Here is a 24493-nt window from a genome sequence, read left to right as displayed (position 1 = left end):
CGCGCGCCCCGGAATGACAGCCGAGGGTCAGCTCGCCTCCGCCAGCAGCGACAGCTGCCGCGGCTGCGGCTCGGTCTGGGTCTGGTCAGTGAGGTGGGTCGGATACGCCCCGGTGAAGCAATGATCCGAGAATTTCGGATTGGCCGGGTCGCGGCCGGGCTCGCCCATGGCGCGGTACATGCCGTCGATCGACAGGAAGGCGAGCGAGTCGGCGCCGATGATCTCGCGCATCTCCTCGAGCGAATGCGTCGCCGCCAGAAGACCGCCGCGATCGGGCAGATCGATGCCGTAATAGTCGGGATAGAGGATCGGGGGAGAAGCGAGGCGGAAGTGCACCTCGGTCGCGCCGGCATCGCGCATCATGCGCACGATCTTCTTCGAGGTGGTGCCGCGCACCAGGGAGTCGTCGATCAGGATGATGCGCTTGCCTTCGATCGCGGCGCGGTTGGCCGAATGCTTCATGCGCACGCCGGACTCGCGGATCGCCTGCGTCGGCTGGATGAAGGTGCGGCCGACATAATGGTTGCGGATGATGCCGAGCTCGAACGGCACGCCGGAATGCTGGCTGTAGCCGACCGCGGCGGGCACGCCGGAATCCGGCACCGGCACCACGACGTCGACCGGCACGTGGCTCTCGCGCGCGAGCTGCGCGCCGAAATTCTTGCGCACCTCGTAGACCGAGCGGCCATGGACGATGGAGTCCGGACGGGAGAAGTAGATGTATTCGAAGATGCAGGGGCGCGGCGCCATCGGCGGGAACGGCTTGTGGATGTCCTGGCCGTTCTCGTCGAACACGATGACTTCGCCCGGCTCGATGTCGCGCACGAAGCGCGCGCCAATGATGTCGAGGGCGCAGGTCTCCGAGGTCAGGATCGGGAAGCCGTCGAGTTCGCCGAGCACCAGCGGGCGGATGCCGCGCGGATCGCGCGCGCCGACCAGCTTCTTGTTGGTCAGCGAGACCAGCGCATAGGCGCCCTCAATCTCGCGCAGCGCATCGATGTAGCGCTCGATGAAGCGGCTGCGCCTGGAGCGCGCGACCAGATGCAGAATCACCTCGGTGTCGTTGGTCGACTGCATCATCGCGCCGTGCCGCACCAGCTCGCGGCGCAGCGTCAGGCCGTTTGTGAGGTTGCCGTTGTGGGCGACCGCAAGGCCGCCGGCATTGAGCTCGGCGAACAGCGGCTGCACGTTGCGCAGGATGTTGGCGCCGGTGGTGGAATAGCGGACATGGCCGACGGCCATATTGCCGGGCAGGCGGTCGATCACCTCGCGGCGGGAGAAGGTGTCGCCGACGAGCCCGAGGCGGCGTTCCAAGTGAAAGCGGCTGCCGTCGTAGGAGACGATGCCGGCGGCTTCCTGGCCGCGATGCTGGAGGGCGTGGAGGCCGAGGGCGGTGATGGCGGCCGCATTGGGGTGGCCATAGATGCCGAAGACGCCGCATTCCTCGCGCAGCGTATCCCCCTCCAGATCGTCCTGAAGCTCTAGCGCTGCCGGGCCCAAACCGGCCTTGGCGTCGAGATCAAGTTGGGCGTCCTGGTCAGGGTGTCGCATCTGGTCCGCGCCTCTCTTTAGGGCTCAATCAACGCGCCGCAGGTTTCTCGATCAGCTTCTTGAGGCTGTCACGAGCCGGTTTACTGTATCCGTCGCCGCCGCCCGAAGGCTGCTGCTCGGAATCAGCTTGATCATCATCTGGTTTGTTTTTCTTGAATCTCTTCAAGATGGTGTTCTCGGGGTCATCCGGCAAGAGGGCCATCAGCCAATCCCCGGTTCCCTGCAGCACCACGCGGGATTTCGCCCCCGTGACCCAGTCCGGGCGCTGCTTGTCCGGCACCAGCCAGGTGAAGAACAGGAAGGCGACCACGACGATCAGGAGCCCGCGGGCCAGGCCGAACAGGAAGCCGAGCGTGCGGTCGAGCGCGCCGATCCGCGAATCCAGGATCATGTCGGAGATGCGGACCGTGATCACGGAGACGATGACCAGGGTGCCGATGAACACGCCGGCGACCACGACCACGCTCGCCACCGTGTCGTTGTTGAAATAGGTCTTTGCGGTCGGCAGCAGCTTCGAGAATGAGTACAGCGTCACGATCGCCGCGGCGCCCCAGGCTGCGATCGACAGGATCTCGCGCATGAAGCCGCGGACCATGGCGAGCAGGCCCGAGATCAGCATCACACCGAGCAGGATCAGGTCGAGGAGTGTTACTGGCATCGGCTGGTCTGGTCCGCTCGTACTCTCAAAGGTGCTCAGCGAATCGGTGCTTGGCCGCCGCCTTAAGTGAGGGCCAGACGGCGTTCCCGGCAAGGCCGCAACCACGCAATCCCATGCTGCTTTTGTGACGGCTGTATAGCGGCGGGGGCGGGGAACGTCACCTCCACCTAACCCTCTCCGCGGCGGAATCTTGCCGGTGTGGCATTTTTCTCCGCCGGCGCATTCGATTCGCCCCGGCGGGAGCCGCGGGCGGCGATTTCGGCCACCAGTGTCGTCAGGCTGTTCACCGCATTCAGCGACAATCCGGCATCGCCGCCGGTCTCACCGCGGGCCGATTCGGGCAGCACGGCGCGCTGGAAGCCGAGTTTTGCCGCCTCCTTCAGCCGGGCCGGGGTCTGCGCCACCGGCCGCACCACGCCGGACAGCGAGATTTCGCCGAAATAGACGGCATCGGTGGGTAACTGCGCGTTAACCAGGGACGACACCAGCGCCGCGGCAGCGGCAAGGTCCGCCGCCGGCTCGTTGATGCGCAGGCCGCCCGCGACGTTCAGATAGACATCGTGGCCGGACAGCTTGACCCCGCAATGGGCCTCCAGCACCGCCAGCACCATCGATAGCCGGCTCGGATCCCAGCCGACCACGGCCCGGCGCGGGGTGCCGAGCGAGGTCGGCGCCACCAGCGCCTGCAATTCGACCAGGACGGGCCTTGTGCCCTCGATCCCTGCGAACACTGCGGTGCCGGGCGTGCCGAGATCGCGTTCCGACAGGAACAATTCGGAGGGGTTGGTGACTTCGCGCAGGCCAAGGCCCGTCATCTCGAACACGCCGATCTCGTCGGTCGGACCGAAGCGGTTCTTCACGGCGCGCAGGATGCGGAACTGCTGCGAGCCTTCGCCCTCGAACGACAGCACGGCGTCGACCATGTGCTCGACCACGCGGGGACCGGCGATCTGGCCGTCCTTGGTGACGTGGCCGACCAGGATGATGGCGGCGCCCGTCTTCTTGGCGAAACGGATCAGGGCCTGCGCCGAGGCGCGCACCTGCGTCACCGTGCCGGGCGCGGATTCCACCGTGTCGGTCCACATGGTCTGGATCGAGTCGATCACGATCAGGCGAGGGACCGCGCCTTCCGACAGCGTCGAGACGATATCCTCCACCGAGGTCTCGGCTGCGAGCTGCACCGGCGCATCCGACAGCCCGAGCCGCTCGGCGCGCAGGCGCACCTGTGCGACCGCCTCTTCGCCGGAGATGTAGACGATGCGATGGCCGGCGCGTGCCAGCATGCTGGTGGCCTGCGTCAGCAGCGTCGATTTGCCGATGCCGGGATCGCCGCCGACCAGCAGCACCGAGCCGCGGACGAAGCCGCCGCCGGTGACGCGGTCGAGTTCGGTCATGCCGGAGGACAGGCGCGGCGCATCCGGGCTCTTTCCGGCGAGGCTCTCCAGCGCGAATGTGCGGCCCTTGCGCTTGGAGCGGATCGAGACCGGCACGCCGCCGGCCGTGTCCTCCTCGGCAAGCGTATTCCACTCGCCGCAGGCCTCGCACTTGCCCTGCCAGCGGTTATAGGCCGCGCCGCAGTTCTGGCAGACAAAGGAAAGCGTGTTCTTGGCCATGGGGCGTCAATCGTGCTCAGGGGGAATGCGTCGCGTTCCATAGCATGGAGAGCCCGGCCGCCACCATGATCGCGTCCATCACCAGGCGGAAGGTTTCCGGCTTCAGATGCAGCACGAAGCGCTTTGCGATGAACGCGCCTGACATCAACGAGGAACCGGCAACCAGTCCCTTGACGAAGACATCCATGGTCAGCGCGCCGAAGCGCTCGAACGTCACCGACTTCGCGAAATAGAGTCCGAGCGAGGAGGCCGCTTCGGTGGCGAGGAAGGCGCCCTTGCTGAGCCCGTAGAACAGAAACAGCGGCACGCTGAGCGGACCAGTCGAGACCACGATGCCGGTGAGATAGCCGATGACGGCGCCGCCGATCGCCAGATGCCAGAGATTGGCCTTCAGGTCGTGCTGCGCCAGCCAGTGCCGCACCGGCACCATCGCGATCAGGAAAATGCCGATGGTGAGATCGACGGCATGCGCGGGCAGCGCCAGCAGCGTCCGCGCGCCGAGTGCTGCGGCCGGAATGCCCGTGACCGAATAGGCCGCGCAGGCCCGCCAGTCGACCTCGCGCCACCAGGCCAGGATGCGCGAGAAGTTCGCCATCACGGAGGCGACCGCCATGATCGGCACGGCCTCCTTCGGCCCATAGGCATAGACCAGCACCGGCATCAGCATGATCGACGAGCCGGTTCCGACGATGCCCGAGATGGTGCCGGCGAGCAGGCCGACGGTGAGGACGAAGAGTAAGGCCAAAACAGTCTCCACGAATCGGGAGAGTTTAGCCGTGGCCAACGGCGCGGGCGATCCGCCTCAGGCTAGGCGAGGGAACCTATGGCGCCGCGGATCGGCATGCCGGCCTGGGCGCCGGGCTTGAGACATTTCAAAGCGGCGGCTTCGCAGCTCACCTCAAGTGCGATTTGCAACGACACGTTCTCGCTGAGCATGGCCGCAAACGCGCCGACAAAGGTATCGCCGGCGCCGGTCGTATCCACCGGTGTGATGCGCGGGGCGGGAGCGTGCAGGCGGGTGCCCTCGGCCGTCAAGGCCAGCGCGCCTTGTGCGCCGGCGGTGACGATGCAGGTGAGGTTGCCGGTTCTGGCGAGGTCTGCGGCTGCGGCCTCGTAGTCGAGGGAAGCGAGACCGATGGCGGCGGCGGCATCGAGCGCCTCGTGCTCGTTGAGCAGGAGATAGTCGGTGACGCCGAGAAGCTCGGTCACCATCGCTGCCGTCATCGTCTCCGGGACGGGCGCGAGGTTCCAGATGACGGTGCCGGAGGCGGAGGTCGTCAGGCGCGCGACTTCCCATGCCTGTGCGAAGGGCACCTCCATCTGCAGCACCGCCACCGTATCGGAACCGAAAAGCCCGGCCGGAACATCGGCGGCACTCGCGGTCATGTTGGCGCCGCTTGCCACCGTGATCGCATTCTCTCCGGCCTCATCGACGGTGATGAACGCACATCCGGTCGGCTCGTCGGCCCTGACGATGAGATCGGTGTTGACGCCGTTTGCCCTGAGGTTCTTGATCGCGCTGTCGCCAAATCCATCCCGGCCGACGCGGCCTGCCATGCGGACGCGTCCCGGGCCCGCAATCCGAGCGGCAGCGACGGCCTGATTGGCGCCCTTGCCGCCGAAATGGGTCTGGTAGGATGGCGCCAGCACCGTACGGCCGGGGCCCGGAATGACCGGGACCTGGGCGACGAGATCGATGTTGAGCGATCCGAACACCAGGATCATGGCGGAGCGACCGTCAGCCTTGCTCGTCCATGACGCGCAGCTTCTCGACGCGGCGGCGGAAATCCTCGTCGGTGGAGAATTCGGCGGAGAGGTAGGACGAGACCAGATCCACCGCGAGCCAGGCGCCGACGATCTGCGCGCCGATGCACATGACGTTGACGTCGTCATGCTCGACGCTTTGGTGGGCGGAATGGACGTCGTGGCAGACCGCGGCGCGGATCCCCTTCATCTTGTTGGCCGCGATCGAGGCGCCGACGCCGGTGCCGCACACCATGATGCCACGCTCGGCTTCGCCCGACGTCACCTTCTGCGCCACAGCCCGCGCGATATCGGGGAAGTCGACCGGCTTGTCGTCGTAGGAACCGACGTCGATGACGTCGTGGCCGAGCTTACGGATGTGATCGATGACGGTCTGTTTGAGCGGCCAGCCGGCATGGTCGGATCCGATGACGAGACGCATGTGATGTCCTTCTTGGTCTTGCATTGATCGTGACAGCCGCATGCGGCTGTCACGATTTTCCGTTTGGTTCAGCTGCGCATGTCGGGTGGAAGCTCCACCCCGTGGAATTTCTTGTAGATCGCGTTGAGCTTGCCGTTCTTGACGTTCTCGGCGATCCAGGCGTTGAGCTTGTCCATCAGGCGCTGCTCGCCCTTCTTCAGGCCGATGGCGAGATCGAAGGTTGCGAGTGGAATCCTGGAATCGAACACGCGCGAGGTGTTCTTCACCCCGATCTGGTTGATGATCGTCGCGGACGAGGCGACGCAGTCGACCTGTCCGGAGACGGCCGCCGTCACCATCGTGGCATCGTCGTCATAGCGGGCGATCTTGAGGTCCTTGTCCTTCATGTTGGACAGGGTGGTGTCCTGGGTGGTGCCGCGCGAGACGCCGATCGATTTATCTTTCAGGTCCGGCCAGTCCTTGACGGTCGACGCCTTCAGGCAGCCGACATCGGATTGCAGGGTCGCATAGCGCTTGGTGAAGTCGATCACCTTGGCGCGGTCCGGCGTCACCGACAGGGTCGAGATGATGATGTCGGCCTTGCCAGTCAGGACATTCGGGATGCGGGTCGCGCCGGTGGTCTGGATGAATTCCAGCTCGAGCCCCCAGTCCTTGGCCAGGAGTTGCGCCACCTCGACGTCGGAGCCGGTCGGCTTCATGCTGGCGTCCATCATGCCCGAAGGCGGGATGGCGAGGTCCGTCGAGATGCGGATCTTCTTGGCTTGCGTGATGTCGTCGAGCAGGTCGGCCGATGCCGGCGTGGTGGCCATCACGACGAGACAGCAGAGCGCGGCGGCCGTCCCCAGCAAAGTCTTGTTTGTCATCCTTGGTTCTCCTCTCCTGTTATGATTTCAGGTTTCCAGTGCCCACGAATTGCGTGAGTTCGGGCGTCGTCGGCGACGTCAGGATCGAGGCGGGGCCGGTCTCGTGGACCTTGCCGCGATGCATGAAGACGATCCGGTCGGCGATGCCTTTGGCAAAGCCCATCTCGTGGGTGACCATCACCATGGTCATGCCATCAGCCGCAAGCTGCTCGATCACCTTCAGCACCTCGGCGGTGAGTTCGGGATCGAGCGCGGAGGTGACCTCGTCGAACAGCATCACCTTGGGCTGCATCGCCAGTGAGCGTGCGATCGCGGCGCGCTGCTGCTGGCCGCCGGAGAGCTGCTCGGGATAGGCGTGCAGCTTTTCCTCGAGCCCGACCTGCGCGAGCACTTTTCGCGCGAGGTCTTTGGCCTGCGAGGCGGCCATGCCCTTCACCGCGCACGGTGCGAGCGTGATGTTCTGCTCGATCGTGAGGTGCGGAAACAGATTGTAGCTCTGGAACACGATGCCGACGTCCTGGCGCAGCGCGCGCAGATCGACGTCCGGCCGGTCGACCCGGTGCCCGCAGACGACGATCTCACCGCCGTCGACCTTCTCGAAGCGGTCGATGCAGCGCAGCGCCGTGCTCTTTCCGGAGCCCGAGCGGCCGATCAGCGCCAGCACTTCGCCGCGTGCGACGGTAAAGGAGACGCCGTCGAGCACCCGAAGCGGGCCAAAGCTCTTCTGCACGTTGTGGAGCGATACGATCGGTTCGGTGGAGGAGAGGTTCTGCTGCATGTCAGGCTGGCGCGAGGTTGGACCTGCCACGCCCCATCCGCCGTTCCAGCCTTTGGCTGAACAGCGACAGGGGATAGCACATGGCGAAATAGGTGACGGCGATGATGGCGTAGATCGCGAAGGGCTCGAACAGCGAGTTGTTGACGATCTGGCCCGAGCGCATCAGCTCGACGAAGCCGACGACGGAGGCGAGCGAAGTGTTCTTGATGATCTGCACCATGAAGCCGACGGTCGGCGGCGTGGCGATCCGGATCGCCTGCGGCAGGATCACCTTCATCATGCGCTGGGTCCGGCTCAGCGCCAGGCCTTCGGCCGCCTCCCATTGCGGCTTCGGTACCGACTGGATGCAACCGCGCCAGATCTCGCCCAGATAGGCCGCGACATAGAGCGTCAGCGAGGCGCCGGCAGCGGCGAGCGGCGAGACTTTCAGACCGATGGCGGCAAGGCCGAAATAGCCGAGGAAGAGGATGACGAGCAGCGGCGTCCCTTGGACGAGCTGGACATAGACGGCGCTGGCGATCCGCACGAATTTGAGCGGCGATATGCGCGCCAGCGCGATCACGAAGCCGACGATGCCGCCGCCGATCAGCGCGATCACGGACAGCCCGATCGTCCACAGCGCGCCCTGGCCGAGGAACATCAGATGGTTGATGTTGAGATGTCCGCCCATGGTCATCTCACAACGGCGTGCCGAGCCGGCGCCGGCGCGGAAACAGCACCAGGCCGAGGCTCCAGAAGCCGGCGCGCATCACCAGCGACAGGATGACGTAGAGCACGGCGACGATGATGTAGGTCTCGAACGCGCGGTAGGTGTCCGACTGGATGTAGTTCGCGACCGCGGTGAGCTCTTCGGCCGAAATCTGCGAGCAGACCGAGGAGGCCAGCATCAACAGCACGAACTGGCTGGTGAGTGCGGGATAGACCTTCTCGATCGCCGGCAGCAGAATGATGTGCCAGTAGATCTGCAGGCGCGACAGCGCCAGCCCCTCGGCGGCTTCGATCTGTCCGCGTGGGATCGCCTCGAAGCCGGCACGCATGATCTCGGCAGTATAGGCGCCGACATTGATCGTCAGCGCGGCCACGGCCACGGTGAAGGCGGAGTACTTCAGGCCGAGGCTGGCGAGGCCGAAATAGACCAGGAAGATCTGCACCAGCAGCGGGGTGTTGCGGATGGTCTCGACATAGACCTTGCAGGCGCCTGCGATCAGCGAATTGCGCGTGCCGCGCCCGACCGCCGCCAGTGTGCCGAGCAGGGCGCCGAGCACGGTTGCGAAGAACGCCAACTCCAGCGTGAGGGCGGCGCCGGCCAGGAAACTTGGCCAACGCTCCAGCACGGCGGGAAAGTCGAGTTGGAGGTTCATTACCGTCGGATCAGCCGGTGATCTGGTTGGTCATGCGGTCATAGACGCGGAACAGAGCCTGGTTGCCGTTGCTGCCTTCGCCGTGGGCGCGCGCATCGACATATTGACTGGTGACGAGCGCAGTGCCGGGCAGCGGCACGTTCAGCGCCTGCGCATGCTCCTGCACCAAGCGAAGGTCCTTGAGCTGCAGATCGATCCGGAAGCCGGCGGAGACGTCGCCCGCGATGATCGCGGGGCCGAGCTTGTCGAGCATCCAGGACGCCGCGGAGCCGCCGAGCAGCACCCGGCGGAGCAGATTGAGGTCGAGGCCCGAAGCGCGGCCGAGCGCCAGCGCTTCGCAGATCGCCTGAATGTTGATGCCGCAGATCAGCTGATTGCAGAGCTTGACCGTCTGCCCGGCGCCGGACGCGCCGACATGCGTGATGGTCGTGCCCATCGCTCGGAAGTACGGCTCGGCCTGTGCGAAAGCAGCCGCATCGCCGCCGGCCATGATCGATAGGGCGGCGTTCTTGGCGCCGATGGGCCCACCCGAAACCGGGGCGTCGATGAAGCTGACGCCAATCTTTTGCAGGTCGGCATGAATCCGGCGCACGGCGACCGGCGAGATCGTGCTCATGTCGACGATCAGCTTGCCGGGCGGGGGAGACTTCAGCAGGCCCTCCGCGCCGTAAATGGTCGCCTCGACATGGGGCGTGTCGGGCAGCATGCTGATGACGATGTCGGCGCCTTCGGCGGCATCGGCTGGGCTCTTCGCGCGGGTCGCGCCTGTCTTGACGCTTTCGGCAACGGCGGCTTCGTTGAGATCGAAGACGCGCACCGCGTGGCCGGCCGTCAGGAGGTTGCGCACCATCTCCCGGCCCATCGTGCCGATGCCGATGAAGCCGACATTGCCCTTGTCGTTCCGTCCCATGTTATCGATCCGTTTCTTGGTTCGTCCGCGATCAGCCTGAGGCGCTGGTCTTGTCGATGTCACCGACGACGGCGCGCCTGCGGTATTCGTCGCCGATGGCGAAATGCTTGCGCAGCGTTGCGTCCGCGCGCTCCGGATCGCGCGCGATCACTGCCTCGAAGATGCGGCGGTGGTCGTCGATCAGATAGTTCTTCATCGACGGGAAGGCCTGCACCAGTTCGCGACGACTGCGATGCGAATGCGTCAAGAGGCCTGCCATTGAGCTGTGCAGGACCGTCAGCGTCTCGGAATGCGAGGCCACGACGATGGCGCGGTGGAAGTCGAAGTCGGCCATGCCACCGGCATCCGCCTCGTCGATCGTCTCCCCGATCTTCGCCAGCGCGCGCTGCAGCCGTTCGAAATCGGCGATGTTGGCGCGCTCGCAGGCGAGCCTGATCGCCTGGCATTCGATCGCGACGCGCGCCTGCATGACATCGTCGAGCATGTCCGCTTGCTGGGCAAGCGCGAAGGTGAAGAAGTCGTTCAGTACGGAGACGTCAGGCCGCGTCACGACGGTGCCGATGCGGTCGCGGATCTCGACGATGCCGAGCACGGTGAGGGCACGGAGCGCCTCGCGGACGATCGGCCGGCTGACGCCGAGCAGGGTCGACAGCTCGCGTTCGGAGATCAGGCGGTCGCCAGGCTTGAGCGAGCCCGCAAGCAGGCGTTCGCGCAAGAAGGCGAATACCTTCTCGAACCCTTTTTCGCCGTCAGTGGCCCGCTTGAGCTCCATCCCAATCTCTTTGGTCTGATCTTGGTCAGACCAGTATGCTAACCAATGCCTTCAGGTCAAGAGGCCGCAGCAAACTGGCTGGGGGAATTGGGCGATCGGCCGTCCGCGCGGCAGTCCTCGACGCATGCGAGGACACGCGTAAACCATTGAGCCGACAGCGGTCGGCTACGGTGCATGGGGTTGTTTTTCACGTTCTTGTTGAAGCGATCGAAGGTAGCTGTCCCGCGTCCCGCTGCTGACGGCATGTTGGCAGCAGTGGCCGGCTATGACCGCCTCCTGACAAGTTGGAGGGCGTAGGATCATGCCGATCGAGGCAAGCTGTCATTGCGGTGAGACGGTGTTCGAGGTGACGGAAGCGCCGTCGAGCGTGACGCGCTGCACCTGTTCGCTTTGCGCCAAGCGCGGCGCCTTGTGGGCCTATTACAAGCCGGCGCAGTTTCGCCTGCTGTCGCCGGCGGACAACGTCGCGACCTACCTTTGGGGCAGCCGCACCGTCAAACATCATTTCTGCGCGAGTTGCGGCTGCGGCACCTATTCGGAGTCGCCGGACTGGTCGACCGGCAAGCCCGATTTCGACAATCCCAAGGTCGCCGTGAACGCGCGCCTGTTCGACGAGTTCGATCTGGAGGCCGTGCCGGTGAACGTGATCGACGGCAGGAATTTGTGGTGATGGTCAGCGCAACACCACCCACGCCGGCGCGTGATCGCTCGCGCCATCCTCGCCGCGGACGTGTCTGTCCACGTCGGCCTTTGACAGGCGCGAGGCGAGGGCCGGGCTGAGCAGGAGGTGATCGAGCCGCAAACCCGCATCGCGCGACCAGCGGTTTCGCTTGTAGTCCCAGAACGTGTAGATGCGCTTTTCCGGATGCAAGTCGCGGATCGCGTCGCACCAGCCTTGCGCGACCAGCGAGGCAAAGGCGGCGCGGCTCTTTGGCTGGATCAGCGCATCCTTGTCCCAGGAGCGCGTCGGATAGATGTCGATCTCCGTCGGCGCGACGTTGTAGTCGCCGGCGAGCACGACGGGCAGGTCCTGCTTGAGCAAGGTCCTGGCGTGGCGCTTGAGCCGCGCGAACCAGTCGAGCTTGTAGTCGAATTTCGGCCCCGGCTGCGGATTGCCGTTCGGCAGGTAGATGCTGGTGACGATGACGCCGCGCACGGCGGCCTCGATGTACCGCGCTTCGCGATCATCAGGCTTCCCGGGCAAGCGGTCGCGGGTGAGAACTGGCTCGGTGTTGCGTGCCAGGATGGCGACGCCGTTCCATGTCTTTTGTCCACGCCAGACTGCGCCGTAACCAGCTTTTTCGATGGCTGCAACCGGAAATTCGCCATCACTTGCCTTCAACTCCTGAAGCGCGACGACATCAGGCTTCGCCACGCGCATCCATGCCAACAGATTGGGCAGGCGGCGATTGACGTTGTTGATGTTGAATGTCGCAATCTTCATGTAGGGCTGACGCTTCTGCCTTCCGACACCGGAGACACAATGTCCAAGTTGAGCTTTGCCACCATCGTCATCGCCGTTGCGTTCTCCGGAGCCGCTCCCGCACAATCGTCCGATCCGCGCGGCGCGTGCAAGACAGACTATGACAAATTCTGCGCCGGCATCGCGCCGGGCGGGGGCATCGTCGCGTGCCTCAATGGCAAGCGCGACCAGCTCAGCGCGACCTGCAAGGCGGCGCTGGACAGCAGGAAGAAGAAGTAAGCGGCGAATTGCTCAGCTCGGCAGCGGCGGCGGGCTCGCGGGCTGCTCGACCGGCGGCGGGGAGGGCGGCTGCTCGGCCTTCGGGGCAAGGGCAGGCCGCTCCAGCGGCTCCACCACGTTGCCGCCCTTGTAGACGCGGGCATAGCGGTGGCCGAGGCTGGTCAGCACCTCGTAGCCGATCGTGCCGAAATGATGCGCGAGCTCGTCGACCGTGATGCCCTCGCCGAGCAGCGTCACCAGATGGCCGCGCCGCACCGCGTTCGGCGGCAGATCGGTGATGTCGATCGCGATCAGGTCCATGGAGACGCGGCCCGCGACCGGGCAGCGCTTGCCGGCGACGATGACTTCGGCGCCGCGGGTGCCGTCATTGGAGCTGGCGGCGCGGAAGTAGCCATCGGCATAGCCGACCGCGATGATCGCGAGCTTGGTCGGTCGCCGCGCGGTCCAGGTGCCGCCATAGCCGACGGTCTCGCCGCGCTCGACATTGCGGATCTGGACGATGCGCGCCTTCAGATCGGCCACCTGCTGCATCGGATTGTCGGCCTCCGGCGTCGGGTTGACGCCATAGAGTGCCGCGCCCGGCCGCACCAGGTCGAACTGGAACGGTGCGCCGAGGAAGATGCCGGACGAATTGGCGAGCGCCGCCGGCACTCCGGAGAATTCGCTGGCGATGCCGCGGAAGGCCGAGAGCTGCCTGGCGTTGACCGGGCTGTTGAGCTGCTCGGCCGAGACCAGATGGCTCATCACCAGCGTGATGCCGTGATCGCCGGCATTGATGCGGGGGATGATGGCCTGTGCCTCCGCAAGCGTCAGGCCGAGCCGGTTCATGCCGGTGTCGATGTGGATTGCGGCGCCTCCTGACCAGCCGGTGCGGCGGCAGAACACGTCCCATTCGGCGAGCTCGTTGAGATCGCCGATCACCGGGCGGCAATTGATCTTTGCGTAGTGCTCGCCGGTGTTCTGGAAATAGCCGCCGAGCACGTAGATCGTCGGCTCCGGCACGGCCGCGCGCACCTTGCGCGCCTCCTCGATGGTGGCGACGAAGAAGGTCTTGCAGCCGGCCTTGTTCAGCGCGCTCGCGACCTGCTCGGCGCCGCAGCCATAGGCGTCGGCCTTGATCACAGCCGAGCATTCGGCCGGCACCGCCGTCTTCTCGAGCTTGCGCCAGTTGGCGATGATTGCATCGAGATCGACGGTGAGCACGCCACCATAGGCAGCGAGCGCGGCAGCCTGGTTGGCCTCTGCGGAGAGAAGGCCGGATTGCGGGATCATCTTCGGGTCGGACGCCATTGTCATGACGTCGTTTTACGCAAGAGGCGGATACTGTTCAAGGAACTCTGCTGGTTCAGGAACTCAGTAGTCGCTGTCGCTGCGCGCCGGCAGCTGACTGTCAGGCGCGAGGTCGCCGAACCGCGTGACCGAGGCTTCGAACGCCAAATCGACGGTGCCGGTCGGGCCGTGACGCTGCTTGCCGATGATGACCTCGGCTTTTCCGTGCGCAAGACTCATGTCCAGCTGCCACTTCTCGTGTTCAGGCGTGCCTGGGCGGGGCTCCTTCATCGCGAGGTAATATTCCTCGCGGTAAACGAACAGCACGACGTCGGCGTCCTGCTCGATCGAGCCGGATTCACGCAAGTCGGAGAGCTGCGGCCGTTTGTCGTCGCGGGATTCGACCTGGCGTGAGAGCTGGGACAGCGCGATGACCGGAACGTTAAGCTCCTTGGCGAGCGCCTTCAGGCTGGTCGTGATCTCCGTGATTTCCTGCACGCGGCTGTCACTGGCGCGCTTGCCCGAGCCCGAGAGCAGCTGGATGTAGTCGATCACCAGCAGGTCGAGGCCCTTCTGTCGCTTCAGCCGGCGCGCGCGCGCCATCAGTTGCGCGATCGACAGGCCACCAGTCGCGTCGACATAGAAAGGCAGCGATTGCAGCTCGATCGAGACCTCCCGGATCTTCTCGAAATCGGCTTCCGAGATGCCGCCGCGGCGGATGTGGGAGGAGGGAACGCCGGTGCGCTCGGCCACGATACGCGTGGCGAGCTGGTCGGCCGACATTTCGCAGGAGAAGAAGCCGATCACGCCGCCATTCGCGGCCTTCGTAGTGCCGTCGGCCTGGAGTTCCGGAACGTAGGCTCGTGCGACATTGTAGGCGATGTTGGTCGCAAGCGAGGTCTTGCCCATGCCGGGACGGCCCGCGACGATGATGAGGTCGGAGTGCTGCAGGCCACCCATCTTGGTGTCGAGGTCGCGCATGCCCGTCGAGATGCCGGACAGCTTGCCGTCGCGCTGGAACGCCTTTGCAGCGAGATCGACCGCGACCGCCAGTGCCTGCGAGAATTTCTGGAAGCCGCCGTCATAGCGGCCGGACTCGGCGAGCTCGTAGAGACGCCGCTCGGCGTCCTCGATCTGCGCCCGCGGCGCGAAATCGACCGGGGCGTCATAGGCGACGTTGACCATGTCCTCGCCGATGCCGATGAGGTCGCGGCGCAGCGCGAGGTCATAGATGGTACGGCCGTAGTCCTGGGCGTTGATGATGGTGGTCGCTTCAGCGGCGAGGCGCGCGAGATATTGCCCGATGGTCATGCCGCCGACATCGGTATCGGCAGGCAGGAAGGTCTTCAGCGTGACGGGCGTGGCGATCTTGCCCATCCGGATCAGGCTGCCGGCGGTCTCGTAGATGGTCTGGTGCAGCGGCTCGAAATAGTGCTTCGGCTCCAGGAAGTCGGAGACGCGGTAGAAAGCATCGTTGTTGACCAGGATCGCGCCCAGAAGGCTCTGTTCCGCCTCGATATTATGCGGCGCGCTCCGATAGGCTGGAGTTCCGGGTTCGGGCGCGAGTTTGAGGACGTTCGAATCAGTCAGGGCCATGGTCGAGCGTGCTTAGCAATTTTCTTGGGCAGATGCGGGGCGGCGATAAAGCGCCGGCCCGGCTCAAAGCGGAAGCAAAAGCTGGCCGCTATCAACCGCTCAGTTAAAATGGTGGATGATTAACAGCCGCAGCGCGCGCCGCACTTGACGGATTTTCGCGGAACTCGGCGCGGCCAGGAAGCGGCCGCGATCGGGCGATGGAAAAATCCTGAAACGGTGAACCTAATGGATTGGCGCGAAGACGTACCGAAAAGCGCGCGAGACGGCACGCGCCGGGAGCTTTCGGCTGGCTCAGACCAGCAGGAGGTAGACCAGCGCAACCAGGGCCGCCCCAACGCCGGTAACGATCAGGGCGTAATCGGTGCGGAGGTCGTCCTGCACATCGAATGAGGTTTGGGTCTCTTTGCTCATGGCGACGGTCTAAGCCAGACCCGACCGGACTTATGTGAAGCAGATCACAACTTCCCGGATTCTTTCGGGGTAGAGCCGGAACCGGCAGGCCGGTAGGGGGTTGTCCCACCCGGCAGGGAGACGAGGCAGGCGATGCGGCCAGAACGGCAGCACCAGGTTTGGCGAAGCGAGGCAGGCAGCCGGCTCTGGCTGTCGGGACTGATCGCAGCCATGGAGCACGCCGAGCAGCCCGAAGTGCGCCGCCAGCCCGTCGCACCCGAACTGCTCGTGGAGCTGCGGGCGCAACTGGCGTTAACGGCCTCTTTCCGGCTTTCCCAGATTTCGACCCTGCGTCATTAGCACCTATTCCCCAGCCAGCTTGAGCCTTGGCTTGGCGCCCCGTTCGCGGGCGCGCAGCCGCGCCGTTTCGCGCGCGATGTAGTCGCGGGTCATCGGCACGACGCCCTGACGGCGGGTCAGCTGAATCTGGAAGTTCATCATGCCCTGCTTGCGGAAGGTCATCTCGCAAGCCGCGAGGTAGAATTCCCACATCAGCGCGAAGCGTTCGTCGTAGAGCTGCACGGCCTCCTCGCGCCGCGCCATGAAGCGCTCCCGCCAGGCCTTCAGCGTCTCGGCGTAATGAAGACGCAGGATCTCGATGTCGCAGACGAGCAGACCTGCGCGCTCGATCGCCGGCAGCACCTCGGACAGGGCGGGGATGTAGCCGCCGGGGAAGATGTATTTGGCGATCCAGGGATTGGTCGAATCCGGGCCCTGCGAACGGCCGATCGAGTGCAGCAGCATGACACCGTTCTCGTTCAGGAGTTCGGCGCAGCGCTGGAAGTAGGCGTCGTAGAACCTCGCCCCGACATGCTCGAACATGCCGACGGAGACGATGCGGTCGAACGGCCCGTCGATGTCGCGATAGTCCTGGAGCAGGAATCTGGCCGAGCTTGTCAGGCCTTTTTCGGCAGCGCGCGCATTGGCGACCTGCAACTGTTCGGTCGACAGCGTGACGCCGGTGACGTCGGCGCCGGTGATCTCGGCCAGATAGAGCCCGAGCCCGCCCCAGCCGGAGCCGATGTCGAGCACGCGCTGACCGCCCCTGACGAGCAGCTTTGCGGCGATGTGCCGCTTCTTGGCGAGCTGCGCGTCGTCGAGTGTCGTCTCCGGCGTCTCGAAATAGGCGCAGCTATATTGCTTGTCGGCATCGAGGAAGAGCGAATAGAGCCGGGCGTCGAGATCGTAATGGTGCGCGACGTTGTTGCGGGCGCGCGAGCGCGGATTGAACTGTTTCAGGTGCCGCGTCAGATAGCGCAGGTGCCAGAAGGGTTTTGCCCACTGCGGCAATAGGTCGGGTTGATCGAGCAGGATCGCGAGGGCATCAGCTATGGTGCCGCGTTCGACGACGAACTCGCCGTCCATATAGGCCTCGCCAAGCCCGAGTTCGGGATTGACGAGGACTTTCCGCTCTGCGTCCGCCGTGACGAAGCGGACTGCGATCGGTTCGCCCGAGCCGTCGCCGACGACGAACTTCACCCCGCCTGCCGTGGTCACCGTCATCGACCCGCGGCGGATGAATTGAGACAGAAATCTACCCAACAAGCGGTCCATCGACACCTTCCTCTCGAGCGAACCCGAAGAGATGCGACTAACCCGGCCTTCATATCTGACGCGCAGGTCCCGCTCCGGTTCCTATGCGTTTGCATCTAAATCTGGGGAGGGAGATCCGGCCCCGCTATTGCGCTGTGTTCACAGCCGATATTCGAAAATCGCTTAATCACATCCTTGCGCGTGGAGCCTGCTTCCATTCGCGGCTCAATCGGCTAAAAGGTGACCCCGCCGCGGCGCCGCATGCGGGCTGCATTCGCGTAAATTCAATGGAGATGATGGGAATGTCGAGCCGAGCGCTCAGCCTCGCGACGGTATTGCTTCTGATCGGCTTCGGCGCGCCCGAGACCGCTCTTGCGCAGGCGACGAACCTCGAGGCCGGCAAAACCCCCTCCCAGCTTTTCGCGCAGACCTGCAATGCCTGCCACAAGAGCCCGCGCGGACTTTTGAAGTCCGTGGCGCCGGGTTCGCTGCCGGGATTCCTACGCCAGCACTACACCACGAGCTCGGACATGGCGGGCATCCTCGCCTCCTATCTCGTCTCCAACGGCGCGACCGACACCCGCTACCAGGCCAAGGACGGCAAGAAGGACGGCGCCAAGGAGAAGGAAGCCAATACGGCACCGGAGCATCAGGGGCGCCGCCAGCGCTCGCAGGAGGCCGCCAGGCCGGAGGGCGAGGGTGCCGCTCCCGCAGCCGAGGGCGCCCGCCAGAAGCGCGCCGCGCGGCCGGCCGAGGAGGGCGCGAAGCCCGAGGGGCAGGCAGCGCCTGAGGGACGCAAGAGCAAGCGTCGCGGCAAGCCCGGGACCGAGGAAGCGCCGAAGGTCGATGCCGCCGCGCCGGCCACTGAGGACAAGAAGAGCGAGCCGAAGGCCGAGTCAAAGCCCGAGACCTCCAAGCCCGAGAGCGCGAAGGTCGAGCCCACTCGTGACGAGGCCAAGCCCGACAGCGGCAAGCCGTCCGAGAAGCCAGCGGAAGCCAAGCCGGACAGCGCCAAGGTCGAGCCGCGCGGCGGCGAAGCTCCAGCGCTGCGGCCTGATCCGGTGCCGCAAGTGACGCCGGCCCCGCCGGCGGCCGCCACCAAGCCGGCCGAGCCCAAGCCCTCAGAGTCCAAGCCCTCAGAGTCCAAGCCGGCAGAAGAGGCCGCTCCCAAACCGGCCGCGCCTGCCGCAAGCTCCGAACCGGCAGCCAGGCCGCAGGAGCCGGCACCGCCCGCGACCGCGGCTGCGCCGCCGCCGGCGGAGTCCTCCGGACCGCCAGCGCCGCCGATCTCGCGCTAAACCAACCACATTTTCCGATCGACAAGCGGAGACCGCGCTCATCACGGCCTCCGCATCGTCTTGACCATCGTTAGAGCATCGCTCTAGAGTATTGCTCTAGGAGGCGCCGATGACGGCCAGCGTACGTGACGACCTGTTGGCGGCCGGGCTCTTCGTGTTCGATCGTGTCGGCTTCGAAGCTGCGACGGTGGCTGCGATCCGCGCCCGGGCGCGCGCCTCCAACGGCAGCTTCTTTCATGTGTTCGGCTCGAAGAAGGAGCTCGCGGGCGCGCTGTTCCTGGACGTGCTGCGGCACTATCACGCTGCGGTGCTGGCGGCGCTCGATCCGGTGCCCGATGCGGAGCAGGGTGTCGGCCGCCTGATCCGGGCGCATCTCGACTGGGTCGTCGGCAGCCGGCGCGAGGCGCGCTATCTCTTCGAGATCTCCCGCAGCGAGTGGGGCGAGGACGTTCGCGACGCCCAGCGCGCACAGAATGCGCGCCTTGCCGAAGGCATCGAGCGCTGGCGCGCGCCGCTGGTCGCAGGCGGCGAACTGCTGCCGATGACGCCGGTGATGTTCGTCAGCCAGCTCATCGGGCCGGCGCAGATTTTTTGCCGCGCGTTCCTGTCGGGACGCGATCGCACCGATCCGCGCAGCGAGGCCGACACGCTGATCGCCTGTGCCATCCGTGCGCTTGTGCCGCCCGATCGCATCAACAAGCAATAAGGAGAGATCGCATGCGAGCCGAAGCAGATCCCGAATTCGCAGCCGTAGCCGAGCGCATCTACGCCAATGTCGGCCGGCAGGGCTTTATGAACCTGGTCGGCGCCGAACTGTCCGAATTGTCGCGCGGCACCTGCACCATCGCCGTGGAGCGCCGGCCGGAGCTGCTCCAGCAGCACGGCTTCTTCCATGGCGGCGTCACCGCTTTCCTGGTCGACAACGCCACGACGATCGCCGCCGCCACCTCACGCGGTCAGCCGGCGCTGACGGCGGAATACAAGCTCAACCTGTTGTCGCCCGCGGTCGGCGAGAAGCTGATCTGCCGGGCAAGGGTGATCAAGCCGGGCCGTCAGGTGTCGGTGGTGGCGGCCGACGTGTTCTGCGTCAGCGACGGTGTCGAGAAACATACGGCAACGGCGCTGGCCTCGATCGCGATGCTGAGCGAGGACGTCGCCGCCAGAACGAAAAGCCCGGCCGCCTGAGGCGACCGGGCTTTTGATCAGCGGTCATTGCCGGGCTTGACCGGCAATCCATCCAAGAGGCTTCTTGATGATGGATGCGCGGGTCAAGCCCGCGCATGACGAGTCATGTTGTTGCTTACTTCTCTTCCGCAGCCGGCGCCGGCTCGACCTCGTCGTGCTGGGCTTCCGGATCGAAGAACTCGCCGGCGGCGGCGATCGCCTCGGCGGCCGCATCGCGGTCCTCGTTGCGGGTCGAGATGTCCTCGCCGCGGTTGATGCGCTCGGCCTCGTCCTGGCTGCGCGCAACCGTGACGGTGATCTCGACTTCCACCTCGGGGTGGACGGCTACGGTGATCGAGTGCTTGCCGATGGTCTTGATCGGCGCGTCGAGCTGGATCTGCGGGCGAGCCAGGGAAACGCCATCGGCTTCGAACGCGATGACGATGTCACGCACGTTGACCGAGCCGAACAGCTGGCCGGCTTCGGAGGCCTGACGGATCACGATGATGTTCTTGCCCTCGATCTTCTCGGCGACCTTGGACGCTTCGGCCTTCGACGCGAGGTTGCGGGCTTCGAGCTCGGCCTTCATGCCATCGTACTTGGCACGGTTGTCGGCGGTGGCGCGCAGCGCCTTGCCACGCTTGAGCAGGAAATTGCGGGCATAGCCGTCGCGAACCTTCACGACTTCGCCCATCTGGCCGAGCTTGTTGACGCGTTCCAGCAAAATGACTTCCATATTCGTTCTCCTTTTGAAGTGCTCTTGAGTTCAGGTTTCGAGGTTGGACTTAAGGGATTGGCAGCGGTGGCGGCTGCCGGCTGCGCAGGAAGCGTTCGCGGAAGCCGAACACGGCGTCCGCGAGCCCGAGGATGACCATCGCGATCACGGGCCATCCGAACACGACCACGACGGCATAGGCCGAGCCGAGCCAGAAGGCGCGGCTCTTCAGCGCGAGCGTCAGCGTGTGCAGCACGGCAAAGCCGGTCACCGCATAGCCCATCATCAGCGCCGCCGTGGTGATCTGCGCGACGATCGCGAGCAGTCCGCCGGTGAAGCAGAAGGCGAGCGCGACGCAGAGCGCGACCAGCGTCATCGGCGGCAGCTCGGCCGTCATCAGATCCGGCCAGGGACGGCGCAGCCGTCCCGACGTCGCCGTCACCTTGGCGCTGAGCCAGAGGTTGAGCGTGAGCGTCATCATCGCAGCGATGGTGGCGGCGGCCGGCGCGATGCGCACCAGCGCGTCGACGAACTGGTCGGCTTCGCCTGATGTCTGCGGGTCGGCGGCGCGAATGAGGCGCATCAGGCCGCGCCGCAGCGTGCCGGTGATGGTGTCGGCATCGGTGCCGAGCGTGAGCAGGGCGGCGATCGTGGTCAGCGTCGCGAAGCCCGCGATCCACAGCAGGATGCGGCCGACCGGATACCATTCGAGCTCGATGTCGGCCGGCTCGGCCGCGGAAGCGTCCGGCGCGACGCGTCCCACCTGCCGGCTGAGCAGGACGAGATGGCCGAGCCACCAGGCCGGCAGCGCGACCGTGACGGCGAATGCGATGCAATAGGGCAGGCCGAACAGGGCGCCGAGCCCGATCGCAGCGGCGATGCCGCCGAGGCTCGCGCAGAGCGGTCCCCAGCCGATCGCGGCGACCATCAGCGGCAGCGGGGCAAGATAGAACAGGACGAGCGAGATCAGCGCGCCCGAAATGATCGAGGCGAACATCAGGGCCGACGCAGTGCCGGCGATCAGGGCTATCAGTCCAAAGGCCATCATCAGCTGTCCCGCTCCCTTCGAGCGGTTAGAGGCATCTCGCCCCAACCATCGGCGACCGGACGACCCGGAAGCCTTATGAAACTAAACAGTTCGGCCGGCGGCGATGTCGCCGCCGGCCGAATTCGTCTTAGCGAATGACGTAGGGCAGGAGGCCCAGGAACCGCGCGCGCTTGATGGCGCGGGCGAGCTCACGCTGCTTCTTCGCGGACACCGCGGTGATGCGGCTCGGCACGATCTTGCCGCGCTCGGAGACGTAACGCATCAGGAGCTTGGAGTCCTTGTAGTCGATCTTGGGAGCATTGGCGCCCGTGAACGGGCAGCTCTTGCGACGACGGAAAAACGGACGGCGTGCACCAGCTTCAGCCATTGATCTTACTCCCCATCCGTCGTGGTTTCAGCTTCTTCGCGCGGACGGCGCGGGCCGCGGTCACCGCGGAAGCCACCACCGTCGCGATCGCCGCCACGGAAACCGCCCTCGCGGTCGCCACGGAAGCCGCCTTCACGCTCGCCGCGGAAACCACCGCCACGGTCGTCGCGCTCGCGATCGCGATCGGCCTTGCGCATCATCGCGGAGGGACCTTCCTCCAGCTCCTCGACGCGGACGCTGAGGTAGCGGATCACGTCTTCGCTGATGCGCTCCTGGCGCTCGATCTCGGCGATCGCCGCGGACGGCGCGTCGATGTTGAGCAGCACGAAGTGCGCCTTGCGGTTCTTGTTCATGCGGTAGGTGAGGGAGCGCACGCCCCAATTCTCGGTCTTGGTGATCTTGCCGCCGAGACCTTCGACGATACCGGTCATCTGCGCAGTCAGCTCTTCGACCTGCTGCGGGCTCGCGTCCTGACGCGCGAGAAAAACATGCTCATAAAGAGGCATGGAAGTCCTTTCCTCATGTTGGCGCATCGCCCGGCGTCAAGCCCTTAAGAGACCTTCGGAAAGGACTCTGGGATTAAGCTCAGAAGGCGGAAACACGGGACGACGGGCCGACTGGCCCTGCCACACCAAAATCACGAATGATTTGCTGAGACCGTCCGTTCAGCTCCCGGCCGGGGTCTGCGGATGGCGCGCTTATACGGATTTTGGGCGACTTTGCAAGGTTGGGGGCAAGGTTTTGGCCCAGGTCGCCCCGGTACAGCCGCTCAATGGCGCCACAGGCCGCTTGAGTTATTTGTTTGTATGGCATACAAATAATTCAAGGGAGGAGCCGATGGCGGGAAAATCGGTCCACGAGCCGTCTGAAACGGCAGGCGGCGATCCGAAGCACGCTGCACGGGCCACGCGCTCGGCCGGCCGCAAGATGCGGTCGCTGCTGCTGGATGCGGCGAGCCCGCTGTTCAGGGAGCGGGGCCTGTCCGGCGCCTCGATCACCGACATCGCGGCCGCTGCGGACGCGTTTCCGAGCCAGATCACCTATTACTTTCGCACCAAGGAGGCGCTGTTCGTTGAATGCGCCTGCCGCGATTTGCTGTATCTGGCGCGCGCCACCGAGCAGGCGGCGCTGAAGGCGCGCACGCCGCGGGACTACACCCACGCGCTGGCCGAGACCGTGACGGCGAGCGATTCGATCGCCTTCTTCGCCGAAGCGCTGACGCTGACGCGACGGCGCCAGGATCTCGCGCCATTGGTCGAGCGCACCATCGAGCGGCTGCACAGCGAAGGCGCGCGCGCTTATGCGAGCCAGGTCGAGCGGCACGGCTGGCGTTCCCTGCGCGCGGCCGACGAGAGCTCGCGGCGGTTCTGGGCGGTCGCCATCGGCGTCATCCTCGAAGGCTATGCGATGGGGCGCTCCCCCGAGGAGCTCTGCGCCGAGATGCTGCGCGTGCTCGGCGAGCAGGCGAAATCCGCTGGCGATACCGCGCGCCTGCGTCTGGTCGACGAACGCGATCCATCGAACAATTCGAACGAGGAGGGCTAGGCCATGACCGCGCTTCGCATGCGTGCCCGCGATTTCCTGACGGACGATCAGCTTGCTGACGTGCGCCAGCGCGTGACCTGGAAAGGTGTCGCACTGATCGCGCATGCCTGGGCGCTGATGATCGGCGCGATCGCCCTGGTCGCATGGTGGCCCAATCCGCTGACTTATATTTTCGCCGTCGCCATCATCGGCTCGCGCCAGCTGGGACTTGCAATCCTGATGCATGACGGTGCGCATGGCTGCCTGTCCGCCGACGAGAAGATCAATCTGGCCCTGAGCCAATGGTTCTGCGCCTATCCGCTGTTTGCGGAGACGCGCAGCTACCGGCGCTACCACCTCCAGCACCATGCGCGCACCCAGCAGGAGGACGATCCCGATCTCGTGCTGTCGGCGCCGTTTCCGATCACGAAACTGAGCTATCGCCGCAAGTTCATTCGCGACATCACCGGACAGACCGGCTACCAGCAGCGCAAGGCGCAATTGCTCAACGCGCTCGGGCCGCGGGACTGGCCATGGCGGCAGCGCGCTGCCCATTTCTGGGAGAAACTCGGCCCGCAATGCCTCGTCAACGCTGCGATGTTCGCTGCGCTCGCGATGGCCGGTGTGTGGTGGGCCTATCCGCTGCTATGGCTGGTGCCGCTGCTGACCTGGATGATGGTCATCACCCGCATCCGCAACATCGCCGAGCATGCCGTCGTCCCCGACAGCAGCGATCCCTTGCGCAACACCCGCACCACGCATGCCAATCTTCTCGAGCGCCTGTTCATCGCGCCGTACTACGTGAACTATCATCTCGAGCATCACCTGCTGTTCTACGTGCCCTGCTACAATCTGCCGAAGGTGCATCGTCTGCTGAGCGCCAGCCGGCACGCCGGCCGCATGGAGGTGCAGCCTGGCTATGCTGCGGTGCTGCGGCTCGCCACGGCGAAACCAGACCGCGAGGATCGTCCCGGGCAGCTGGTGAACAGTGCGCGCCGCGCACGGGCGGGGGCGGAGGTCGACGCCAACCAGACGGCCGGTGGATTTTGAGAGGGCGCATCCCCAGTTGAATGCCCGCCGGGGTTCCCATCCTGGCTTGACATGCCGACCCCGGACAGTGTCTACGGCCCCCTTTG

At 65.5% G+C, this 24493-nt stretch carries 28 protein-coding genes; 8 read left to right on the top strand and 20 right to left on the bottom strand.

Annotated elements, in window-relative coordinates:
- Window positions 1-27: 27 nt before the first annotated feature.
- The 12 genes from purF to GPL20_RS24345 all read right to left on the bottom strand — a co-directional run bounded on the left by purF (window position 28) and on the right by GPL20_RS24345 (window position 10691).
- Window positions 28-1551 carry an amidophosphoribosyltransferase gene (gene purF / locus GPL20_RS24400; RefSeq protein WP_157332357.1) on the bottom strand — a complete coding sequence of 508 codons (1524 nt, stop codon included), beginning with the start codon at window positions 1549-1551 and terminating at the stop codon, window positions 28-30.
- 28 nt (window positions 1552-1579) lie between these two features.
- On the bottom strand, window positions 1580-2209 hold the full coding sequence (locus tag GPL20_RS24395) for a CvpA family protein (RefSeq protein ID WP_157332355.1): 630 nt from the start codon (window positions 2207-2209) through the stop codon (window positions 1580-1582).
- 167 nt (window positions 2210-2376) lie between these two features.
- The gene (gene radA, locus GPL20_RS24390; protein ID WP_157332353.1) at window positions 2377-3822 is read right to left on the bottom strand and encodes a DNA repair protein RadA; all 1446 of its coding nucleotides are present in this window, start codon (window positions 3820-3822) and stop codon (window positions 2377-2379) included.
- Between the two features lie 16 nt (window positions 3823-3838).
- Window positions 3839-4567 (bottom strand): sulfite exporter TauE/SafE family protein, encoded by a 729-nt coding sequence (locus GPL20_RS24385; protein ID WP_157332351.1) that lies wholly within the window; start codon window positions 4565-4567, stop codon window positions 3839-3841.
- A gap of 62 nt (window positions 4568-4629) precedes the next feature.
- The gene (locus tag GPL20_RS24380) at window positions 4630-5547 is read right to left on the bottom strand and encodes a ribokinase (RefSeq protein WP_157332349.1); all 918 of its coding nucleotides are present in this window, start codon (window positions 5545-5547) and stop codon (window positions 4630-4632) included.
- 13 nt (window positions 5548-5560) lie between these two features.
- Entirely contained in the window at window positions 5561-6007 is a 447-nt protein-coding gene (gene rpiB, locus GPL20_RS24375) for a ribose 5-phosphate isomerase B (RefSeq protein ID WP_157332347.1), read from the bottom strand.
- A 68-nt stretch (window positions 6008-6075) separates the two neighbouring features.
- Window positions 6076-6870, bottom strand: a complete 795-nt coding sequence (locus GPL20_RS24370; RefSeq protein WP_157332345.1) for a transporter substrate-binding domain-containing protein — start codon at window positions 6868-6870, stop codon at window positions 6076-6078.
- Window positions 6871-6889: 19 nt separating this feature from the next.
- Complete coding sequence (locus GPL20_RS24365; RefSeq protein WP_157332502.1) at window positions 6890-7648, bottom strand: amino acid ABC transporter ATP-binding protein; 759 nt, start codon at window positions 7646-7648, stop codon at window positions 6890-6892.
- A gap of 1 nt (window position 7649) precedes the next feature.
- Window positions 7650-8318, bottom strand: a complete 669-nt coding sequence (locus GPL20_RS24360; RefSeq protein WP_167533188.1) for an amino acid ABC transporter permease — start codon at window positions 8316-8318, stop codon at window positions 7650-7652.
- 7 nt (window positions 8319-8325) lie between these two features.
- Window positions 8326-9009, bottom strand: coding sequence for an amino acid ABC transporter permease (locus GPL20_RS24355; protein WP_157332341.1), 684 nt, complete (start codon window positions 9007-9009; stop codon window positions 8326-8328).
- A 10-nt stretch (window positions 9010-9019) separates the two neighbouring features.
- On the bottom strand, window positions 9020-9919 hold the full coding sequence (locus tag GPL20_RS24350; RefSeq protein ID WP_157332339.1) for an NAD(P)-dependent oxidoreductase: 900 nt from the start codon (window positions 9917-9919) through the stop codon (window positions 9020-9022).
- Window positions 9920-9950: 31 nt separating this feature from the next.
- The gene (locus tag GPL20_RS24345; protein WP_157332337.1) at window positions 9951-10691 is read right to left on the bottom strand and encodes a FadR/GntR family transcriptional regulator; all 741 of its coding nucleotides are present in this window, start codon (window positions 10689-10691) and stop codon (window positions 9951-9953) included.
- Between the two features lie 301 nt (window positions 10692-10992).
- Here GPL20_RS24345 and GPL20_RS24340 point away from each other — a divergent pair, with 301 nt between their 5' ends.
- Window positions 10993-11361: a GFA family protein gene (locus GPL20_RS24340; protein WP_157332334.1), complete on the top strand. Its 369-nt coding sequence runs from the start codon at window positions 10993-10995 to the stop codon at window positions 11359-11361.
- Window positions 11362-11364: 3 nt separating this feature from the next.
- On the opposite strand, the gene GPL20_RS24335 is transcribed toward GPL20_RS24340, so the two are convergent.
- Window positions 11365-12135 (bottom strand): exodeoxyribonuclease III, encoded by a 771-nt coding sequence (locus GPL20_RS24335; RefSeq protein WP_157332332.1) that lies wholly within the window; start codon window positions 12133-12135, stop codon window positions 11365-11367.
- 39 nt (window positions 12136-12174) lie between these two features.
- Here GPL20_RS24335 and GPL20_RS24330 point away from each other — a divergent pair, with 39 nt between their 5' ends.
- Window positions 12175-12393 carry a hypothetical protein gene (locus tag GPL20_RS24330; RefSeq protein WP_157332330.1) on the top strand — a complete coding sequence of 73 codons (219 nt, stop codon included), beginning with the start codon at window positions 12175-12177 and terminating at the stop codon, window positions 12391-12393.
- 12 nt (window positions 12394-12405) lie between these two features.
- On the opposite strand, the gene alr is transcribed toward GPL20_RS24330, so the two are convergent.
- A complete protein-coding gene (gene alr / locus GPL20_RS24325) occupies window positions 12406-13665 on the bottom strand; it encodes an alanine racemase (RefSeq protein WP_430641850.1) in 1260 nt (419 codons plus the stop codon).
- An 81-nt stretch (window positions 13666-13746) separates the two neighbouring features.
- Window positions 13747-15258, bottom strand: a complete 1512-nt coding sequence (locus GPL20_RS24320) for a replicative DNA helicase (protein WP_157332326.1) — start codon at window positions 15256-15258, stop codon at window positions 13747-13749.
- Window positions 15259-15801: 543 nt separating this feature from the next.
- Between GPL20_RS24320 and GPL20_RS24315 the strand changes: the two genes are divergently transcribed.
- Window positions 15802-16008 (top strand): transcriptional regulator, encoded by a 207-nt coding sequence (locus GPL20_RS24315; RefSeq protein ID WP_157332324.1) that lies wholly within the window; start codon window positions 15802-15804, stop codon window positions 16006-16008.
- A gap of 3 nt (window positions 16009-16011) precedes the next feature.
- Here GPL20_RS24315 and GPL20_RS24310 read toward each other — a convergent pair whose 3' ends face one another.
- The gene (locus tag GPL20_RS24310; RefSeq protein WP_157332322.1) at window positions 16012-17262 is read right to left on the bottom strand and encodes a cyclopropane fatty acid synthase; all 1251 of its coding nucleotides are present in this window, start codon (window positions 17260-17262) and stop codon (window positions 16012-16014) included.
- Window positions 17263-17543: 281 nt separating this feature from the next.
- On the opposite strand from GPL20_RS24310, the gene GPL20_RS24305 reads away from it, so the two are divergent.
- The 3 genes from GPL20_RS24305 (at window position 17544) to GPL20_RS24295 (ending at window position 19724) form a co-directional block, all read left to right on the top strand.
- The gene (locus GPL20_RS24305; RefSeq protein WP_167533187.1) at window positions 17544-18539 is read left to right on the top strand and encodes a hypothetical protein; all 996 of its coding nucleotides are present in this window, start codon (window positions 17544-17546) and stop codon (window positions 18537-18539) included.
- A gap of 109 nt (window positions 18540-18648) precedes the next feature.
- Window positions 18649-19245: a TetR/AcrR family transcriptional regulator gene (locus GPL20_RS24300; RefSeq protein WP_157332320.1), complete on the top strand. Its 597-nt coding sequence runs from the start codon at window positions 18649-18651 to the stop codon at window positions 19243-19245.
- An 11-nt stretch (window positions 19246-19256) separates the two neighbouring features.
- On the top strand, window positions 19257-19724 hold the full coding sequence (locus tag GPL20_RS24295) for a PaaI family thioesterase (protein WP_157332318.1): 468 nt from the start codon (window positions 19257-19259) through the stop codon (window positions 19722-19724).
- Window positions 19725-19839: 115 nt separating this feature from the next.
- On the opposite strand, the gene rplI is transcribed toward GPL20_RS24295, so the two are convergent.
- The 4 genes from rplI to rpsF all read right to left on the bottom strand — a co-directional run bounded on the left by rplI (window position 19840) and on the right by rpsF (window position 22339).
- Window positions 19840-20439, bottom strand: a complete 600-nt coding sequence (gene rplI, locus GPL20_RS24290) for a 50S ribosomal protein L9 (protein WP_157332316.1) — start codon at window positions 20437-20439, stop codon at window positions 19840-19842.
- A 49-nt stretch (window positions 20440-20488) separates the two neighbouring features.
- Window positions 20489-21466, bottom strand: a complete 978-nt coding sequence (locus tag GPL20_RS24285) for a DUF2232 domain-containing protein (RefSeq protein ID WP_157332314.1) — start codon at window positions 21464-21466, stop codon at window positions 20489-20491.
- Window positions 21467-21593: 127 nt separating this feature from the next.
- Window positions 21594-21833, bottom strand: a complete 240-nt coding sequence (gene rpsR, locus GPL20_RS24280) for a 30S ribosomal protein S18 (RefSeq protein WP_007592020.1) — start codon at window positions 21831-21833, stop codon at window positions 21594-21596.
- 5 nt (window positions 21834-21838) lie between these two features.
- Window positions 21839-22339, bottom strand: a complete 501-nt coding sequence (gene rpsF / locus GPL20_RS24275; RefSeq protein WP_027542989.1) for a 30S ribosomal protein S6 — start codon at window positions 22337-22339, stop codon at window positions 21839-21841.
- 331 nt (window positions 22340-22670) lie between these two features.
- Here rpsF and GPL20_RS24270 point away from each other — a divergent pair, with 331 nt between their 5' ends.
- Both GPL20_RS24270 and GPL20_RS24265 read left to right on the top strand, forming a co-directional pair.
- Window positions 22671-23378: a TetR/AcrR family transcriptional regulator C-terminal domain-containing protein gene (locus GPL20_RS24270; protein WP_157332312.1), complete on the top strand. Its 708-nt coding sequence runs from the start codon at window positions 22671-22673 to the stop codon at window positions 23376-23378.
- Between the two features lie 3 nt (window positions 23379-23381).
- Entirely contained in the window at window positions 23382-24407 is a 1026-nt protein-coding gene (locus GPL20_RS24265) for a fatty acid desaturase family protein (RefSeq protein ID WP_157332310.1), read from the top strand.
- Window positions 24408-24493: the final 86 nt, after the last annotated feature.

This window comes from Bradyrhizobium cajani (assembly GCF_009759665.1).
Lineage (GTDB): Bacteria > Pseudomonadota > Alphaproteobacteria > Rhizobiales > Xanthobacteraceae > Bradyrhizobium > Bradyrhizobium cajani.
The sequence above is the reverse complement of the archived record's forward strand: the minus strand, read 5'-3'. Positions and strand labels throughout refer to the sequence as shown.

Excerpts from the sequence above, each read along its gene's own strand:
- purF (WP_157332357.1), bottom strand. The coding sequence starts at position 1,551 with ATGCGACACCCTGACCAGGACGCCCAACTTGATCTCGACGCCAAGGCC.
- GPL20_RS24395 (WP_157332355.1), bottom strand. The coding sequence starts at position 2,209 with ATGCCAGTAACACTCCTCGACCTGATCCTGCTCGGTGTGATGCTGATC.
- radA (WP_157332353.1), bottom strand. The coding sequence starts at position 3,822 with ATGGCCAAGAACACGCTTTCCTTTGTCTGCCAGAACTGCGGCGCGGCC.
- GPL20_RS24380 (WP_157332349.1), bottom strand. The coding sequence starts at position 5,547 with ATGATCCTGGTGTTCGGATCGCTCAACATCGATCTCGTCGCCCAGGTC.
- rpiB (WP_157332347.1), bottom strand. The coding sequence starts at position 6,007 with ATGCGTCTCGTCATCGGATCCGACCATGCCGGCTGGCCGCTCAAACAG.
- GPL20_RS24370 (WP_157332345.1), bottom strand. The coding sequence starts at position 6,870 with ATGACAAACAAGACTTTGCTGGGGACGGCCGCCGCGCTCTGCTGTCTC.
- GPL20_RS24365 (WP_157332502.1), bottom strand. The coding sequence starts at position 7,648 with ATGCAGCAGAACCTCTCCTCCACCGAACCGATCGTATCGCTCCACAAC.
- GPL20_RS24360 (WP_167533188.1), bottom strand. The coding sequence starts at position 8,318 with ATGGGCGGACATCTCAACATCAACCATCTGATGTTCCTCGGCCAGGGC.
- GPL20_RS24355 (WP_157332341.1), bottom strand. The coding sequence starts at position 9,009 with ATGAACCTCCAACTCGACTTTCCCGCCGTGCTGGAGCGTTGGCCAAGT.
- GPL20_RS24350 (WP_157332339.1), bottom strand. The coding sequence starts at position 9,919 with ATGGGACGGAACGACAAGGGCAATGTCGGCTTCATCGGCATCGGCACG.
- GPL20_RS24345 (WP_157332337.1), bottom strand. The coding sequence starts at position 10,691 with ATGGAGCTCAAGCGGGCCACTGACGGCGAAAAAGGGTTCGAGAAGGTA.
- GPL20_RS24340 (WP_157332334.1), top strand. The coding sequence starts at position 10,993 with ATGCCGATCGAGGCAAGCTGTCATTGCGGTGAGACGGTGTTCGAGGTG.
- GPL20_RS24335 (WP_157332332.1), bottom strand. The coding sequence starts at position 12,135 with ATGAAGATTGCGACATTCAACATCAACAACGTCAATCGCCGCCTGCCC.
- GPL20_RS24330 (WP_157332330.1), top strand. The coding sequence starts at position 12,175 with ATGTCCAAGTTGAGCTTTGCCACCATCGTCATCGCCGTTGCGTTCTCC.
- alr (WP_430641850.1), bottom strand. The coding sequence starts at position 13,665 with ATGATCCCGCAATCCGGCCTTCTCTCCGCAGAGGCCAACCAGGCTGCC.
- GPL20_RS24320 (WP_157332326.1), bottom strand. The coding sequence starts at position 15,258 with ATGGCCCTGACTGATTCGAACGTCCTCAAACTCGCGCCCGAACCCGGA.
- GPL20_RS24315 (WP_157332324.1), top strand. The coding sequence starts at position 15,802 with ATGCGGCCAGAACGGCAGCACCAGGTTTGGCGAAGCGAGGCAGGCAGC.
- GPL20_RS24310 (WP_157332322.1), bottom strand. The coding sequence starts at position 17,262 with ATGGACCGCTTGTTGGGTAGATTTCTGTCTCAATTCATCCGCCGCGGG.
- GPL20_RS24305 (WP_167533187.1), top strand. The coding sequence starts at position 17,544 with ATGTCGAGCCGAGCGCTCAGCCTCGCGACGGTATTGCTTCTGATCGGC.
- GPL20_RS24300 (WP_157332320.1), top strand. The coding sequence starts at position 18,649 with ATGACGGCCAGCGTACGTGACGACCTGTTGGCGGCCGGGCTCTTCGTG.
- GPL20_RS24295 (WP_157332318.1), top strand. The coding sequence starts at position 19,257 with ATGCGAGCCGAAGCAGATCCCGAATTCGCAGCCGTAGCCGAGCGCATC.
- rplI (WP_157332316.1), bottom strand. The coding sequence starts at position 20,439 with ATGGAAGTCATTTTGCTGGAACGCGTCAACAAGCTCGGCCAGATGGGC.
- GPL20_RS24285 (WP_157332314.1), bottom strand. The coding sequence starts at position 21,466 with ATGATGGCCTTTGGACTGATAGCCCTGATCGCCGGCACTGCGTCGGCC.
- rpsR (WP_007592020.1), bottom strand. The coding sequence starts at position 21,833 with ATGGCTGAAGCTGGTGCACGCCGTCCGTTTTTCCGTCGTCGCAAGAGC.
- rpsF (WP_027542989.1), bottom strand. The coding sequence starts at position 22,339 with ATGCCTCTTTATGAGCATGTTTTTCTCGCGCGTCAGGACGCGAGCCCG.
- GPL20_RS24270 (WP_157332312.1), top strand. The coding sequence starts at position 22,671 with ATGGCGGGAAAATCGGTCCACGAGCCGTCTGAAACGGCAGGCGGCGAT.
- GPL20_RS24265 (WP_157332310.1), top strand. The coding sequence starts at position 23,382 with ATGACCGCGCTTCGCATGCGTGCCCGCGATTTCCTGACGGACGATCAG.